This is a genomic window from Nocardia rosealba (genome assembly GCF_020216065.1).
GTDB lineage: Bacteria > Actinomycetota > Actinomycetes > Mycobacteriales > Mycobacteriaceae > Nocardia > Nocardia rosealba.
On sequence record NZ_JAIWNA010000001.1, the window covers coordinates 1,392,968 to 1,408,141 of the forward strand.

Here is a 15,174-nt window from a genome sequence, read left to right on the forward strand (position 1 = left end):
CCCGGCCCCGGCCCCTCGATCAGTCTAGAACCGGTCGAAGGGCCGTCGGGGTTTCGTTGCGCAACCGCATCCTCACGCGGTGAGCCGGACGACCGCGTACTCCCGGCCCGCCTTGTCCTGGTATTTGCCGTAGCGCGGCGCAGCGGTGGTGATCGCCGCCCAGGCGCTCGTCCGCTCGGCACCGGTGAGCACGTGCGGTGTGACCGGAATCGGCTGGTCACCGGGCAGTTCGATGGTCGCGTGCTCGGGGTGGGCCATCAGGTTGCGGAACCAGTCGGGGTCGCCGTTCTTGCCGCCGGAGGCCACGAGCAGCCACCCGCCCTCGCCGTCGGCGAACCAGGAGATCGGGGTCTGGCGCGGCTCGCCGCTGCGGCGGCCGACGGTGTGCAGGATGAGCACGTCCATGCCCATGAAGGTGCCGTTGCCGCCACGGATCTTGCGGTTCATACGGGCGTTCATCTTGTGCTGCATCCAACGGGAGAATCCGCTGTGGGTCTGCTGCTTGGTGCTCATGGCAGTGGTCCTTTCGGGTGGTGTGAGGGGGCTCAGCCCCAGGCTCCGGCGATCTGGCGGGTGGTGGCGTTGAGCCGGTTGAACATGTTGGTGATGCCGATCATCAGCACGATGGCGGCGAGCTGGCGCTCGTCGAAGTAGCTGGCGGCGTGGTCCCAGACCTCGTCGGTGACGGCGTCGGGGCGGTCGGCCATCCGGGTGGCGGCCTCGGCCAGTTCCAGTGCGGCGCGTTCCTCGTCGCTGAAGTAGGGCGTTTCCCGCCAGGCGACGACGGTGGCGAGGCGCTCCTCGCTGACACCGGCTTTGCGTGCGGTCTTGGTGCCCGCGTCGACGCAGGAGCTGCAGCCGTTGATCTGGCTGACCCGCAGGTGCACCAGCTCCAGGATCTCGCCCTCCACGCCACCGCTGTTGATCGCGCCGAAGATCTCCTGGATCGGGCCCATCGCGCCGGTCAGGATCATCGCGGGGTTCTGCATACGGGACTGCATGATGTTCTCCTCGGTTTCGCTGCTTTCCGCTGTTCGCGGTGTGTCTCCATAACAGCCCGCCGCGTGCTTCGAAACGAGGTCTGTGGGACACTCTGGGACAGTGGAAAACGGCTCTGACCTTCGGATTTCCGGCGGGAAAATTGTCGTTTCATACCGGGACACGGAGTGCGGAACAGTGGTGGTGCAACAGCGGGCATACCCGCAGGACGAGCTGGCCGCGCGGCTGCGCATGCTCCAGGAGCTTTCCGGGCGCGGGGTGCGGGCGCTGGCGCGCGACACGGGACTGAGTTCGTCGTCGCTGTCGCGCTATCTCAATGGGCAGACCGTGCCGCCGTGGCCTGCCGTGCTGGAACTGTGCCGCTTGGTGAAGCGCGACCCGCGCCCGCTGCGCCCGCTGTGGGAGCGCGCCAACAACCCGCTGCCCGCCCCACCCAAGACGAGCCGCCAGGTGGCCCCGCCCAACCTGCCCGCCGAAGCCGTCCCCCCACGCAACGACCTGCCCCGCGACGTCCCCGACTTCACCGGTCGCGAAGAAGCCCTGGCCGAGGTGCTCGCCGCCGTCCGAACGAACCGGGTGGTGGCCATCGACGGCATGGCCGGTGTCGGCAAATCGTCGCTGGCCGTACACGCCGCACACCAGCTGACCGCCGAATACCCCGATGCCCAGCTGTATCTCGACCTGCACGGCTTCACCGACGGCCGTCAGCCCCTCGATCCCGACGCCGCCGTGCGCGCGCTGCTCTCGGCGCTGCGCGTCCCGTCGGAAAAGGTGCCGCAGGACGGCGGAGTCGAACTGCGCGCGGCGTGCTGGCGTTCGGAACTGGCCGGATTGCGGGCGGTGATCGTGCTCGACAACGCCGCCGACGCCGCCCAGGTGAGCCAATTGCTGCCCGGCGCAGGCGAATCGGTCGCCATCATCACCAGCCGCAACCGCCTGCTCGAACTCGACGAGGTGCCGCCGGTGACCCTCGACGTGCTCACCCCCGAGGAGAGCGCCGAGCTGCTCGCCCGCGCCAGCGGCGATTCGCGGGGCCCCGACGGCAGGCTGGCCAGGGAACCCGAGCAGGCGGCGGAAGTGTTGCGGCTGTGCGGCAATCTGCCCCTGGCCCTGCGGCTCGCGGCAGCCAGATTGCGGCATCGGCCCGGCTGGTCGGTGGGTATCCTGGTCGAGCGAATGGCCGAAGGCGCAACGGAATTCGACACCGCGTTCGGCATGTCGGTGCGTCAGCTCAATCGCGACCAGCGTCGCCTGTTCCGGTTGCTCGGCCTGGTGCCCGGCTCCACCTTCACCGACTACGTCGCCGCGGCGGTGACCGATGTGCCGTTGCGCGCCGCGCGCGACATGCTCGAGGACCTGCTCGACGCCCACCTCGTGGAGCAACCCGCCGAGGGTCGCTACCGGCTGCACGACCTGGTGCGCAGGCACGCCCGCCAGGCAAGCACCGAACACGACACCGACGCCGACCGCGAACGGGCAGTGCGCCGCATCCTCGACTACTACGTGCACACCGCGGCCGCCGCCGACGCCGCCATGCCGTTCCTGTCACCGACCCGTCCCGTGTCGGCCGGTCCCGCCCCGAAAGCGTTGCCGCACTTCCCGAATCGTGACGTCGCCTTCTTCTGGTTCGTCAGCGAGTACACCAATCTGATGGCGGTGTTCTACGCCGCCGTGGAGATCGGCGCCAACGAGCACGTCTGCGAACTGCCACGCTTCCTGCGTACCTTCTTCGCGCGGCGCTGCGGCACCACCCACCTCAATGCCCTGTTCGAGCAATCCCTCAGCGCCGCACAGCAACTCGGTGATCCGCGCCAGCTGGCCGAAGCCCACAGCGATCTGGGATTCGCCCGCTACAACGCCGGCCGCATGGCCGAGGCGGCCGCCGCCTATGCCGCCGCCGCCCCACTGGTCGCCGAGGCGGGCGACCTGCTGCCCCGCGCCGAACTAACCATGCGCTGCGCCCAATTGCGCTGGGACGAAGGCGATGTCACCGAACCGCTCGAACTGTTCCGCCAGGCCTACGACCTGTACACGCGCAGCGGCTGTCCGATGAGCGCCGCCGACGCGCTCGCGGGCGAGGCCTGGGCGATGCTGCAGCTCGGCAAACGCGACGAGGCGGCCGACCTGGCCAGACGCGCGCTCGACATCTCCGCCGACGGCCCGGACCAGCCGCCGTCGCTGCAGGCCCGGATCGCCCTCGGCGTCTCGATCGCCCCCGACGAACCCGACGCGGCCCTGCGGCATCTGGACAGCGCGCTGACCGCCGCCCGCGCCGACGGTCACAAACACAACGAGGCGTGGTGCCTGAACTGTCGCGGTGTCGCCCTGCGGGAAATGGGCCGCTACGACGAGGCCCTCGACAGCCACCGCGAGGCCTTCGCCCTGCTCGACGACCTGTTCGAACCGCACTGGAAGATCCACTTCCTCAACGGTTACGCCGAAACATGCCGACTGGCAGGGCTTTCCGACGAGGCACTACGCCTGTACAACGAAACCCTCGAACTCGCACCACGACTCGGGTACCGGTTCGAGCAGGCCCGAGCGAACCAGGGCATCGCCGAAGTCCTCGACCACACCGATCCGGCTGCCGCGCAAGAGCATCGCGCGGCAGCCGAGGAGTTGCTGAGCGAACTCAGCCCATCGACTTAGCCCCGTCGAGGGCCTCCCGGATGATGTCGGCGTGGCCGGAGTGCTGCGCGGTCTCGGTCATGATGTGCATGAACGTGCGTCGCGCGCTCCACCGCCCGCCGGGTTCGAACCAGGGCGCCTCGGGCAGCGGCTGGGTCGCGTTCAGGTCGGGCAGCGTGCGCACCAGTTCATCGGTGCGGGCCGCGACCTGGTCGTATTCGGCGAGCAGTCCCGCGAGCGTCTCGCCCGGCAGCATGCGGAAGGCATTGCTCCATTCCGCGAGCTGCTCCTCGGTCATCGAGTCGAAACTCGGGCCCGCCGCGGGGCCATCGACGATGAACTTCGCCCAGTTCGCTTCCACCGCGGCCACGTGTTTGATGAGCCCACCCAGGCACAGTTCGCTCACGGTGGTACGCAGCGCGGCCTGTTCGTCGTTGAGGTCGCGCGTGGTGTTGCGCAGGAAGTAGCGGTGCTTGGCCAGCATCTCGAGGAGGTCGGCGCGTTCGGTGTCGAGCACTGTTTCGGTCATGAATCCCAAGGTAGAAGGTATTGCGGTCAGTTTCTGTCCGCAATGGACGGATACTGGAAATATGGCTGATACCAGTGCACGCACCCTGCGGTTGCTGTCGTTGCTGCAGACCCACCGCTACTGGCCGGGCACCGAACTCGCGGCGCGGCTGAAGGTGTCACCGCGCACCCTGCGCCGCGATATCGACCGCCTGCGCGACCTGGGCTACCCCGTGGACGCTCGCCCCGGCATCGAGGGCGGTTACCAGCTCGCCGCGGGCGCGGCCATGCCCCCGCTGGTGCTCGACGACGACGAGGCCGTCGCGATCACCGTCTGTCTACAGGCCGGTTCCGAAGGCGCGGGTGACGGCCTTGCCGAACCGTCCGTGCGTGCTCTCGGAAAACTCGGCACCGTCCTGCCCGCCCGGCTGCGCCGCCGCGTCGATGCCCTGCGCGCCATGACCGTTTCCGCCGGCTGGCACGCCGTCCCGCTCTCCGACGTCGACCCCTCGGTCCTCACCGACCTGGCCCTCACCTGCCGTCGGGAGGAGCGCCTCACCTTCACCTACACCGCCGCCGACGGTCGGACGAGCACCCGCGAAGTGGAACCCCACCGCCTGGTCTCCCTCGGCCGCCGCTGGTATCTCGTCGCCTACGACCTCACCCGCCACGATTGGCGATCCTTCCGCGTGGACCGCCTCACCGACTCCCACGCCACCGGCATCCACTTCCGCTCTCGCGAGCTGCCCGCTCCCGATGCGGCTACTTTCGTTCGCAACGGAATAGGCGGTGCGCGAACGGGTTACACGGTGGTCGCCGAGATAGAAGCGCCCCCCGAGCACGTCCGCTCACGGGTGGGCCGCTGGTGCACCATCACACCTCTGCCGGGCAACCGCACCCGCGTCGAGCAGACCGTCGACTCTCTCGACTGGCCCACCTACCTCCTCGGCCGGGTGGAAGCCGAGTTCACCGTCATCGGACCGCCGGAACTCATTGCCGTCGTGAGCGATTGGGGATCCCGGTTCGTCCGCGCGACAGATCCGGACCGGGCCGGGACGGGATGAGGATCGCGGGTCTTGTCCCACGGATCCCGGTGGGTCAGTCCACGCTGCCGAAGGCACCGTGCGGCAGCAGGTGGTGCAGCAGCTTTCGCAGCGGGTGGTGGCCGAGGTGCAGGCCGTTGTCGTGATGACCGTTCCGATCGACGAATTCGATGGACTGCGAGGGTGTCTCGGGCGCAGCCGAAGCCTGTGCGGTCACGCCGGCCAGGGGAGCGGCGACGAGGGCACCGATCACGGCGACCCGGATCGCGGTGCGGTGCGGAGAACGGGCGAACATGGGCAGATCCTCTCGGGTGAAAGCCTTCGGACCCACTCTCGCCTAGTTCGTCGCCGTTGTCGCGCGATGTTCAGTAGGGTGGACCCGGAATGCGCTCCTTATCGGTATCCGTCCTGCGGCCGCGGCACCTGCGGGTGTCCCTGTGGAGCCCACTGTGCCTGTGGTGGCGCGTATCCGGGCGCATGCGGCATGCCGGGGTGCTGATACGGCATCCGGGGCGCGGCTGGTGCCCAAGTCGGCCGCTGATTTCCTCGTCCGCACCACTTTCGTGTCGACGGCAGGAGAGCGAGCAGGAACGTCACCGCGGGGAACACGAGCAGCAGGATCGGCAGGAACCACGGCAGATCGACGTGCGGTCCGAGCAGCGAGTTCATGGCCGACTGCCCGAACACCACCTCACGGAAGATACGGCTGCCCATATCGAAGTGCCCGAACTGCGCGACGGAGGTGATCACCCCGGCCATGTAGGCGCCGATGACCCCCGCGCAGCCCAACGCCACCATCGTCGGCCCGGACTTCCCGCGCCGGAACAGCATGATCGCACCGATCAACAGCAGCACCGCCGCGACGACGTCGACCACCAACAGCACTGCCGAGACGATGGAAACCCACGCGGGCGCGTACCCCCACGCGAACAGCGGGTAGTCCGACGTCACCATCCGCACCATCGCGGCGATCATCCCGACGACTCCGAGGAGCCCGCCGACCAGCGCCGATATCCCGGCGACGATCGCCGTCCCGCCGCTGGGCGGTCGTTGGACTGGCGCGGGATACATCAGGGTCCTCCTCGAGTCGGCTGCCACCACTCTGACTCATACCCGTCGCGCTGTCGCGCCAGGCATCGCGCTCACCCCCGATGCCGTTGCGTTCGCCGCCGTTCGAAGAACAACTGATCCACCTCAACCGGTTCCACCATCGCCGTGATCTCCGCGAGCCTGCTGTCGTACCGATGCTCGGTGATGCACCGGTGCAGCCGGGCGCGCCGCTCCGGTCCCAGCCCGCCCCACACCTTCCCGAAACGATTCTGCGCCTCGGGCCCCGACGCGGCGACGAGATCGAGTAGCGCGGGCCAGCACCCGGTTTCGGTCGCCCGGGCGGGCAGCTCCGCGACCGCTGTATCCGACAGTGCCGCCAGCGTATTGCCGACCTCGTTCCTGGCCCGCTCGTCCATGCGCGAGGCCAAGGTGAACAGCCCACGCCAACTCTCGACATCGTCGCGGTGTTCCAACATCGACACCACTCGCGCGCCGACGCCCGGCTCGTCGAACACCCGGTTGCCGACCAGCGACCACAACCCGAGCGGTGTCAGATGTCCTACCAGCGTGAGGAATTCGGGGACGGCTCCGACCGTCAGCGCGTTCCGTACCAGCTTGGTGACGTCGGCAGGCTGAGCATTACCGAACAGCACGTCGCCCACTCGGCGCACCACGTCGTCCTCGCAACGCGAAAACACCGACAGCGCGGCATGTTGCAACCCCGGCGGCCCGTTGAGCACCGTCTGCAGCATGCGCGGGATCCGGTGATGCGGCCCGTCGAGTAGCTGGCGCACAACAGCACTCAACACTTCGGCATCGAACGAATACGCCGCCGAGTAGATCAGCCCCGCATCGTCACCCACCCCGGCCTCGACCGCCGCGATCAATTCGGTTGTCGCACAGGACAGGAACGGCCCTGCCGTCACATAGTCACGCCGCCGCAACAACTCGTTGACGATCCGCACCACCGGCCGCGCGGGCGCCTGATCGGCCAGCTGCGCGATGGCGCGAGGATCCAGATACGGGGCACAATCCGCCGCGTAGCTCGTGTCCAGCATCGCCAACGTCTCCACAGCCTTCTGCGGATGCTCGACCCCCACAGCCCCCGCCGCCCGCCCGGTCATCATCGGCGGAACGAGCTTCTGCACCAACGGAATCGAAATCGTCAGCGGAATATACGGCACCAGCGCACTGATCCGCCGAAACGTCGTCGCGTGCTGATCGAACAACACCGCCGACACCTGCGCCTGCAACTCGTGCAACCGCGCCGCCCCCAGATACCGCAGATGATGCACCCGCTGCGGATGCACATGCAACGTCCGCGCCAGCAGAATCAACTGCGCCCGCGTAGTCAGATCCGTCATCGCCCACCGAACATGATCTTCTTGGCCACCCGCCGCAATGGCCGAGGCAACGCCCCCACCAACGAGTCGATCGACCTGTCCATAGTCGCCGCCTCGAACGCCCCCGCCGCCCTGACCAGCTCGAATAAATCCCTGGCCTCGCGCACTGGCAACCGCTGCAGCGCAGGCAACCCAGCCGACCCACCCTCATCATCCCCACGACGGATGGTCATACGAGCTCCCCAATACACAGTCCTAGCAGTTCGAGGATGCGCCTTACCCTGCACGTTGGACAGCATTTCCGTGAATTGCTGTGTGGGGCAATGAAAAGGGTTGTCCAAATACATGTAACCCACGCTCACGAAGAACTCGCTGGGAATGGGTGAAGGGGGTGAAGGTCGGCGATAACGTGCAGGCGTTGTAGGTCGTCGGCCGCTATTCTTGGTCGAGTTGTGGTCACTGTGGCAGCGAGGGGGCATACATGCGGGCTGAACCGGATCGCGATGTGCGCGACCTGCGCCGAAGCGATCGCCTTACCTCGATCGAGTTGTGTGCCGGTGCAGGGGGACTAGCGCTCGGACTGGAGCAAGCCGGGTTCGATCCGATACTTCTACTCGACAACCGTGACGTAGCCTGCGAAACCTTACGGGCGAACCGTCCCACCTGGAATGTGCTGCAAAAGGACCTGCTCCGGTTCGAACCCAGACACGACCTTCCGGCACACCGTGACATCGACGTACTGGCCGCAGGATTGCCGCGGGTGAAGTCGGCAGCGACCGCCTCACGTCCCCGGGGTAGTAGCTGGGAACTGGAACTGTTCGAGACGACCGCGCGGTTGACCGTGGAATTGCGTCCGCGTGCGTTGCTGATCGAAAACGTTCCTGACTTGCTGAAACGGGACGAATATGCGTCGAGTCGCACCCGCGTGGCCAAGCATCTCGAGGATGCCGGGTACGAGTACTGCTGGCTGCTCGTCGACGCGTGCGACTTCGGGGTGCCGCAGCACCGTGAGTACGCGGTCATGGTCGCGCTCCGCGACGGCGCAACCGATACCTTCACCGCGAATCTGTGTCCAATCCCGCCCGCCCCAGGTCTGACAGTCGGATCGGTCCTGCGGGGATCGATGGGCGCACGCGGATGGCCGCAGGCTGCGGATTGGGCAACCATGGCCCATGGGATTTCGCCGACGATCGTAGGAGGGTCGTGGGAACGAGGTGGCGGGGATCTGGGTCCGCAAGGTTCGGTTCGCGCGTGGGCGAAGTTCGGGGTCAATGGGCGTGCACTCGCCGACGATGTCCCCTCGGCCGACTTCGTCTGGGATCCGTCGCTCGGCGTTGACCACATGCTGAAACTCACCGTCGACCAGGTCGCCGCGCTGCAGGGTTTTCCGCCGTACTGGACATTCGAGGGTCGAAAGACGGCCAGGTATCGGCAGGTGGGCAATGCCACGCCGCCGCCGTTCGCGCACGCGCTGGGAGTCGCATTGAGAACAGCCCTCTCAGCCCTTTAACGGTCGGTAGTCTGCCGAACCCCGCGCCGGCTAAGATCTCGTGTCATGCCCACCGACCACGAGCCGCCGCTGCCACGCCGAGCGGACATGGTCGACCTTTTCGCCGGGCCGGGGGGCCTCGATGTCGCCGCCCGATGGTTGGGATTGGACGTGTACGGCTTCGAGTGGGACCGCAACGCGTGCGCGACCAGGGCGGCTGCCGGCCTGAATGAGCGGCCTCACGATGTCCGTGATTTCGGCCCAGCGGACGTGCCGGGTGCGTGGATTCTCACAGGCGGACCACCATGCCAGACCTTCACCGTCGCGGGTTCCGGGGCAGGCCGGAAGGCATTGGACGAAGTGCTGGGATATGTCGACCGGATGGGTGCGGGCGATGATGTATCCGGCGATCTTGCGTGCCTCGAGGACGAGCGGACGGGCCTTGTTCTAGAGCCCTTGCGATGGGCGCTCGAAGCGGACGAACGTGGAAGCCCCTATAAAGTCATTGTGCTCGAACAGGTTCCGGCTGTTCTGCCGATCTGGAAGCGGATGGGCGATGTCCTCGAAGGAATCGGCTACCACGTTGTCGCCGATGTGCTTCGCACCGAACAGTTCGGCGTCCCACAGACGCGTAGGCGCGCCATCCTTATCGCCCGGCTCCGAGGTGAACCCGAACTGCCGACCGCGACACATCGTCCCTACCGCAAAGGCATCGACCGCACGCTGGGCGCAGCGGATCTGCTGCCCTGGGAAACCATGGGCGACGCACTGAATCGCGGCTACGACTTTCAGGTCATCTCCAACTACGGGACCGGAGGCGACCCGAAGTTGCGGGGACGCCGCAGTTCTCGGGAACCTGCGGCGACTGTCACGGGGAAGATCTCGCGAAACCAGATCATCGACAGCACCGGATTCCCCTGCCCACGATTCAGCCCTGGTGAGGCCGGACGCCTCCAGACCTTCCCGCTCGACTACCCCTGGTCGGGCGGCGATATCGCACAGCAGATCGGCAACGCAATCCCGCCGGTGTTGGCATTGCACGTGCTCTCGGCTGCGATGGGCAGTCAGGTGAGCCACGAGGACGCCATGAAGGTCGTCGATCGACCCTGGCTCGACACCTGCGACTCGGCCCCGCTCGACTACTTGCAGCGGGTGGGTTTGCTTTTCAGCTGAGGCTGTAGCGAACCGCAGTTGCCGTCCGATAGCCCTCATCGACCGGGTAACAACTCGCGTACTCACTTCCAACTGGTCGTACCGAGCCGATACTGTTACCCACAACGTGGGGGGCTCAAACCTCCTATCGTCGACCGAAGTGGTTCGTGCGCAGGTGGGAGTTCGGTGACTGATCTGATTGATGGGCAGTACGCGGTGGCAGAGTTGCCCGACGCCTGGAGGGCCCGATGAACACCGCGCCGTGGGCACGCCAGGACCCGACCCTGATCAACCTGGTCAGCAAGTACCACACCACTTGCCTCGAGGTGTATCGAAAAGACCCGGACCGGATCGCCGAGGACGCCGGTAAGGAACGTGGTATCGCAGAAGGTGGCTACGGCCGCAAACAGATCCAGGAGTTGGTTCAGAACGCAGCCGACGCGCTCCCCGAGGCGGGAGGGCGGATCGAGGTTGTCCTCACTCGCGATACGTTGTACGTAGCCAACGAAGGGCACCCGTTCGTCGGCACAGGTGTGCGCGCGCTCCTATACACTCATCTCTCGAACAAGACGGGCGGGGAGATCGGCCGTTTCGGGCTCGGCTTCAAGTCGATCAGTGGGATCTCCGACGGACCCCAGATATTCAGCCAGTCAATCTCCTTCGAGTTCAGCCGGACCGAGTCGGCGAAGCAGCTGGCGGTCGAGACCGGTCGACACTTCGAACCCGCAGATGTTCCATCGCTCCGCCTCGCCCGGGTGCTCGAACCCACAATCGAATTCGCGAGTGACTCGATTCTGAAAGAGCTTTCGCTCTGGGCAGCCACCATCGTGAAGGTTCCACTCAAGGATGGTGCAGCCCCCCAGCTCTCCGAAGAGATTTCGGAGTTCGACCCTTCCTTCAACCTTTTCGCACCTCGCGTCAAACAACTCCGCCTCCGCGATGAACTCGGCAACGCTGATCGGACGATCTCAACAAGACGAACTGGCAAGCGGGTAGTGCTGGCTACAGAAGAAGGTGAGCAGACTTGGCTGGTCGTGTCGAAGCTCCACCATCCATCGCCAGAGGCCCTCGACTCTGCCGGCTACGCTGCACGTCGCGAGGCTGTACCAGTTTCTTGGGCGGTGCCCGCTACCGGCGCGACCGGTGTGGGTCGCCTGTTCGCGTACTTTCCGGTCGATTCAGAAGTTACGCTGAGTGGGCGGCTCAACGCTCCGTGGAAGCTCTCCGATGACCGCATCAACGTCATCGAATGCCCGTTCAACTACGAGATCTTGACCGAGGTCGTGCCTGAACTCGTCGACGCTGCACGCCTAGAACTTGTGCAGGACGGCGCTTACGGCCGCTACATCGACGTCCTTCCCGCCCGCGGCAAGGAGAGTAGGAGTTGGGCGGACACTGTCCTGAATGAGCCTGTGATGCAACGCCTTAGGGAAAGACGGTCGATTCCCACGCTCGACGGCGAGCTGCGATCTCCCTCATCGGTCCAAATGATTCCCGAACCTGCCATGGATTGGGCCAGATCTTGGATGACCGTGACCACTCAACGCGACGCCTGGGTCCACCCCGACTGCCTTACCCGCGAGCGCCGCGCAAAGGTTAGGCGCTTGATGGAGGAGAACCCGCGCGCCGAAGGAAGAGTCCTGGACTGGCTCCATGCAGCGGTTGCCGACAAGACCTCGAAAAGCTCTTCTGTCGCAATCGAGATCGCTGCTCAGATGCCCACGGGAGTGGACGCGAAGTTTCGGGAGAACGTCGCTAGTGACGTGCGTGACTCGCGGATTGTTCTCCTTGAGAACGGCGAGCTCCAGCAGCCACTGCCTGGGCGTTGCTTCATCCGGTCCGATGCAGCCCAAAAAGGCACTGCCTTTATCGACAACGAGGTGACGGCACGCCCGTCGACCGCCTCCGCGTTGCAAGCTTTGGGGATCACTACCTTCGATGACGGTGGCGAGATGCTCCAGCTTCTCACAGACCTGAGAACCAAGGCCAAGGTCGATTTCGATTCTCTATGGATCGCGATGCGCGGTTCTGGCGTCGATGCAGTCGCCGAGGGCTTCGAGCGGATCCTTGAGGGACAGGCACACCGATTGGTCAAGGTGCGCAATGGCAAGGGTGCCTGGGTCTACCCCGAGAATTTGTACATCGCCGCCGGTATCCTCGACGACCGCAAGAGCGACGCCCAATTTCTAGTCGACCGTTCGTACCACGCATCTGATGCTGAAATTCTAGGCTTACTAGGCGTTTACAGTGCTCCGAAACAAAGGACCTTGGAAAATGGCGCACGGAGCGAGGAGTGGTTCGTAAAGTATTGGAAGGTTGCGACCGACGTAATCGGGGATGCGATGGGCCTCGGTCCCCGCCAGCGCGAAGACCTTCAGATTGCCTCGCGCAGTTCTGTTCTGGGGCCTCTCCAGTGTCTTCCAGCGCTCTCGGAAACCAACCGGACCGCGCTCACATATGAGGTTCTGCGAATCGTCGAGGCACCGCTGATCCGTGTGAGCCATCCCTCTGTGGGCAAGCCGGGTCGCTTCATCGCGCCGGAGCTCTGGTGGGTGCGTGAGCACGGGCTTCTCCCTACTGCTCTTGGAGCGGTTCCTGTCAAGCAGGCGTTCGCGCCAGCGGTTGAGGAGCTACACCCAGAGATCAAGGGCCTCCTTCCCGTCTTTTCGGGCGTCGAGGTCGGAGACGACATCATCGAACGTCTTCAACTGTCCGTCGACCTTGAGACCCTTACGAACGATCGCTTCGAGTGGATCGTCAGCAAGCACGTCGAGCGAAAAGACCAATTGATGGTCGGCCGGGCGTATGCATGGTGGGCATACCTGAAACCCGATGATGCCCCTGAGTTACTGTGGTGCCGCCGCGCACAGGGATGGGTGCAGCTACCTGTCGGCGAAATTGCCGTGGCAACTACGTCCGAGAAGCTCCGTGAGTTCTTGACCTTCGGAATCCCGTGCCTTCAGGTAGACACTGCTGAAGATGCGATGATTCTTCGGTCGAACTGGGGCTGCTTGGACCACGACCTACCCGTTACGTATTCTTATGAATCGAGTGCTGAGCCGTCCGGTCTCACTGAACTCTTCGACGTCTTTCGGGAGGACGACCTCGATACCGATCCTGACGACCTCGTCATACAGAAGTGTCTTTCTTTGAACAAGGTTGCAGCGATCGCGGGTCGTCCCGAGGTGCGTATCGCCGTCGAATACGGGCGAGATGGCGATGTGCTGCTCGTCACTGGTTCGAATGACCGCGAGGTTCTGAAACAGTCCCTCGCCAGTCTTGAGCTCGATGATTCCGACGAGGCGGTCGACGCTCGGCTTATGAAACTCGCGGAACGCAAAAACAACAAGAAACTTCTAAAAGTTCGCAGTGCACCGAACGATGCAGCGCGCCTCTTGGAGTTCGCAGGCGAAGAAAGACTTCGAGCTCTGATCCCTGTGGACGCGCTCAATTACCTCGAGCGGAACGGCGAGGTATCACCCCAAGGTGTCGAACTAGCTCAGTTGTGTATCGACATGCTTGGGACAAAAGCACTTGAGCGCGCATGCCGGGTCGACCCGTCGGGACTTCCCATCAGCCCTCCGTCCAGGTGGTCCGGCTCGCACACCACCCGAAATTGGGTGCGGGAACGTGGCTTCAGCGAGGAATGGGCGGGTCAGAAGGCTCCGCTGCGTAACAAGCCGACCGAGTACATCGACGGGCCAGCCGTCCTGTCTGAGCTTCACGACTACCAGGAGACGGTGTCCAAGCGACTCCGCGGATTGATTCGTGGGCTGGATGGTAGCCCGCGCCGCGGAATCATCTCGCTACCCACTGGTGCTGGAAAAACACGCGTGGCCGTTCAGACTGTGATCGAGGCGATCGCCGCGACCAAATTCGGACCCGATGTCGCGGTGCGAGGACCAATCCTGTGGATAGCCGACGGGGAAGAACTCTGCGAGCAGGCCATCGATACGTGGTCGTTCCTCTGGCGGGCGAAGGGACTCCACGACACCCAACTCATCCTCAGTCGATTCTGGGCCAATTACTCCGTGGAGGAGGAACTCGGTGGTATACAGGTCGTCGTCGCATCATGGCAGAAGTTGTTGTTAAATGCACTGGACAATAGTGAATTCGATTGGCTTGCTGACAGTACTCTCGTCATCGTCGACGAGGCACATGGAGCTACAACACGGTCTTACACAAGCATTCTCAACTGGGCAGGTCGAGGAGTTTACGAACGTACGCGGCCGCTCATCGGGCTGACCGCTACGCCATTTCGCGGGCGAGACGACAGCGCTGAAACGCAGCGACTGCTCAACCGATTCGACAACAATCTCCTTGATGAGGGGGTCTTCGGTGACGAAGTACCGCAGCGCCGACTTCAGCGAGACCGTGTCCTCGCGCGCGCACAGCTAGAAATTCTGCATGGTGTCAACATCGATCTGAGCACCTCAGAGCTCGAACAGTTCAGGGATAGGTACTGGCTGCCCATGGATGCGGCACGTAGACTCGGACAGGATGAGGAGCGCACACGGAAGATCGTGGGATCTATCATCGGCAAGCCAAAGGACTGGCCCATTGTCGTCTTCGCTGCATCTGTAGAAAACGCTCAGACCCTGGCAACTCTGCTGACGTTGCAGGGCCGACCGGCGGCATCGATCGATCAGGATACCAGCGCGGACGATCGGCGGATCACGATCGAGCGGTTCAAGAATGGTGATCTCAAGGTCTTGACGAATTACAACGTCCTGTCGCAGGGCTTCGACGCTCCCAAGACACGTGCTGTTTACATAACTCGCCCTACCTCGAGTAAGGCGCGGTACCTCCAGATGGTCGGCCGCGGAATGCGCGGCCCGAAGAATGGAGGCAGCGAGGAGGTCCTCGTCGTAAACGTCCTCGACAACATCGTCGAGTTCGGCGACAGTATCGCCTACGAGTCGTTCGAACGCGACGTGATCAATTCCGAAGAGGACTGATACAG

General features: G+C 64.6%; 11 protein-coding genes. 5 read left to right on the forward strand and 6 right to left on the reverse strand.

All coding sequences use genetic code 11. From position 1 onward, the window contains the following. Positions 1 to 72: 72 nt before the first annotated feature. Together LDL21_RS06305 and LDL21_RS06310 are read right to left on the reverse strand one after the other, a co-directional pair. Positions 73 to 513: a nitroreductase family deazaflavin-dependent oxidoreductase gene (locus LDL21_RS06305; protein WP_225279132.1), complete on the reverse strand. Its 441-nt coding sequence runs from the start codon at positions 511 to 513 to the stop codon at positions 73 to 75. A gap of 32 nt (positions 514 to 545) precedes the next feature. Continuing rightward, complete coding sequence (locus LDL21_RS06310; protein ID WP_181698420.1) at positions 546 to 1,001, reverse strand: carboxymuconolactone decarboxylase family protein; 456 nt, start codon at positions 999 to 1,001, stop codon at positions 546 to 548. Between the two features lie 175 nt (positions 1,002 to 1,176). Between LDL21_RS06310 and LDL21_RS06315 the strand changes: the two genes are divergently transcribed. Further along, complete coding sequence (locus LDL21_RS06315; RefSeq protein ID WP_225279133.1) at positions 1,177 to 3,648, forward strand: ATP-binding protein; 2,472 nt, start codon at positions 1,177 to 1,179, stop codon at positions 3,646 to 3,648. On the opposite strand, the gene LDL21_RS06320 is transcribed toward LDL21_RS06315, so the two are convergent. Then, positions 3,632 to 4,156: a DinB family protein gene (locus LDL21_RS06320; RefSeq protein ID WP_181698422.1), complete on the reverse strand. Its 525-nt coding sequence runs from the start codon at positions 4,154 to 4,156 to the stop codon at positions 3,632 to 3,634. The genes LDL21_RS06315 and LDL21_RS06320 overlap by 17 nt on opposite strands. Before the next feature lie 61 nt (positions 4,157 to 4,217). On the opposite strand from LDL21_RS06320, the gene LDL21_RS06325 reads away from it, so the two are divergent. Beyond that, positions 4,218 to 5,198: a helix-turn-helix transcriptional regulator gene (locus tag LDL21_RS06325; protein WP_225279134.1), complete on the forward strand. Its 981-nt coding sequence runs from the start codon at positions 4,218 to 4,220 to the stop codon at positions 5,196 to 5,198. A 34-nt stretch (positions 5,199 to 5,232) separates the two neighbouring features. Here LDL21_RS06325 and LDL21_RS06330 read toward each other — a convergent pair whose 3' ends face one another. From LDL21_RS06330 to LDL21_RS06340, 3 genes are all read right to left on the reverse strand, one after another. Then, positions 5,233 to 5,472 carry a hypothetical protein gene (locus LDL21_RS06330; protein ID WP_181698424.1) on the reverse strand — a complete coding sequence of 80 codons (240 nt, stop codon included), beginning with the start codon at positions 5,470 to 5,472 and terminating at the stop codon, positions 5,233 to 5,235. Positions 5,473 to 5,570: 98 nt separating this feature from the next. Next, the gene (locus LDL21_RS06335) at positions 5,571 to 6,248 is read right to left on the reverse strand and encodes a hypothetical protein (protein ID WP_225279135.1); all 678 of its coding nucleotides are present in this window, start codon (positions 6,246 to 6,248) and stop codon (positions 5,571 to 5,573) included. Between the two features lie 71 nt (positions 6,249 to 6,319). Next, positions 6,320 to 7,591, reverse strand: a complete 1,272-nt coding sequence (locus LDL21_RS06340; protein ID WP_225279136.1) for a hypothetical protein — start codon at positions 7,589 to 7,591, stop codon at positions 6,320 to 6,322. Positions 7,592 to 8,051: 460 nt separating this feature from the next. Between LDL21_RS06340 and LDL21_RS06345 the strand changes: the two genes are divergently transcribed. The 3 genes from LDL21_RS06345 (at position 8,052) to LDL21_RS06355 (ending at position 15,169) form a co-directional block, all read left to right on the forward strand. After that, the gene (locus tag LDL21_RS06345) at positions 8,052 to 9,080 is read left to right on the forward strand and encodes a DNA cytosine methyltransferase (RefSeq protein ID WP_225279137.1); all 1,029 of its coding nucleotides are present in this window, start codon (positions 8,052 to 8,054) and stop codon (positions 9,078 to 9,080) included. Between the two features lie 45 nt (positions 9,081 to 9,125). Beyond that, the gene (locus LDL21_RS06350; protein WP_225279138.1) at positions 9,126 to 10,232 is read left to right on the forward strand and encodes a DNA cytosine methyltransferase; all 1,107 of its coding nucleotides are present in this window, start codon (positions 9,126 to 9,128) and stop codon (positions 10,230 to 10,232) included. Between the two features lie 227 nt (positions 10,233 to 10,459). After that, the gene (locus tag LDL21_RS06355; protein ID WP_225279139.1) at positions 10,460 to 15,169 is read left to right on the forward strand and encodes a DEAD/DEAH box helicase; all 4,710 of its coding nucleotides are present in this window, start codon (positions 10,460 to 10,462) and stop codon (positions 15,167 to 15,169) included. Positions 15,170 to 15,174: the final 5 nt, after the last annotated feature.

What these genes read in the sequence shown, in the direction of transcription:
- LDL21_RS06305 (WP_225279132.1), bottom strand. Translation starts at nt 513, where the DNA reads ATGAGCACCAAGCAGCAGACCCACAGCGGATTCTCCCGTTGGATGCAG.
- LDL21_RS06310 (WP_181698420.1), bottom strand. Translation starts at nt 1,001, where the DNA reads ATGCAGTCCCGTATGCAGAACCCCGCGATGATCCTGACCGGCGCGATG.
- LDL21_RS06320 (WP_181698422.1), bottom strand. Translation starts at nt 4,156, where the DNA reads ATGACCGAAACAGTGCTCGACACCGAACGCGCCGACCTCCTCGAGATG.
- LDL21_RS06325 (WP_225279134.1), top strand. Translation starts at nt 4,218, where the DNA reads ATGGCTGATACCAGTGCACGCACCCTGCGGTTGCTGTCGTTGCTGCAG.
- LDL21_RS06330 (WP_181698424.1), bottom strand. Translation starts at nt 5,472, where the DNA reads ATGTTCGCCCGTTCTCCGCACCGCACCGCGATCCGGGTCGCCGTGATC.
- LDL21_RS06335 (WP_225279135.1), bottom strand. Translation starts at nt 6,248, where the DNA reads ATGTATCCCGCGCCAGTCCAACGACCGCCCAGCGGCGGGACGGCGATC.
- LDL21_RS06340 (WP_225279136.1), bottom strand. Translation starts at nt 7,591, where the DNA reads ATGACGGATCTGACTACGCGGGCGCAGTTGATTCTGCTGGCGCGGACG.
- LDL21_RS06345 (WP_225279137.1), top strand. Translation starts at nt 8,052, where the DNA reads ATGCGGGCTGAACCGGATCGCGATGTGCGCGACCTGCGCCGAAGCGAT.
- LDL21_RS06350 (WP_225279138.1), top strand. Translation starts at nt 9,126, where the DNA reads ATGCCCACCGACCACGAGCCGCCGCTGCCACGCCGAGCGGACATGGTC.
- LDL21_RS06355 (WP_225279139.1), top strand. Translation starts at nt 10,460, where the DNA reads ATGAACACCGCGCCGTGGGCACGCCAGGACCCGACCCTGATCAACCTG.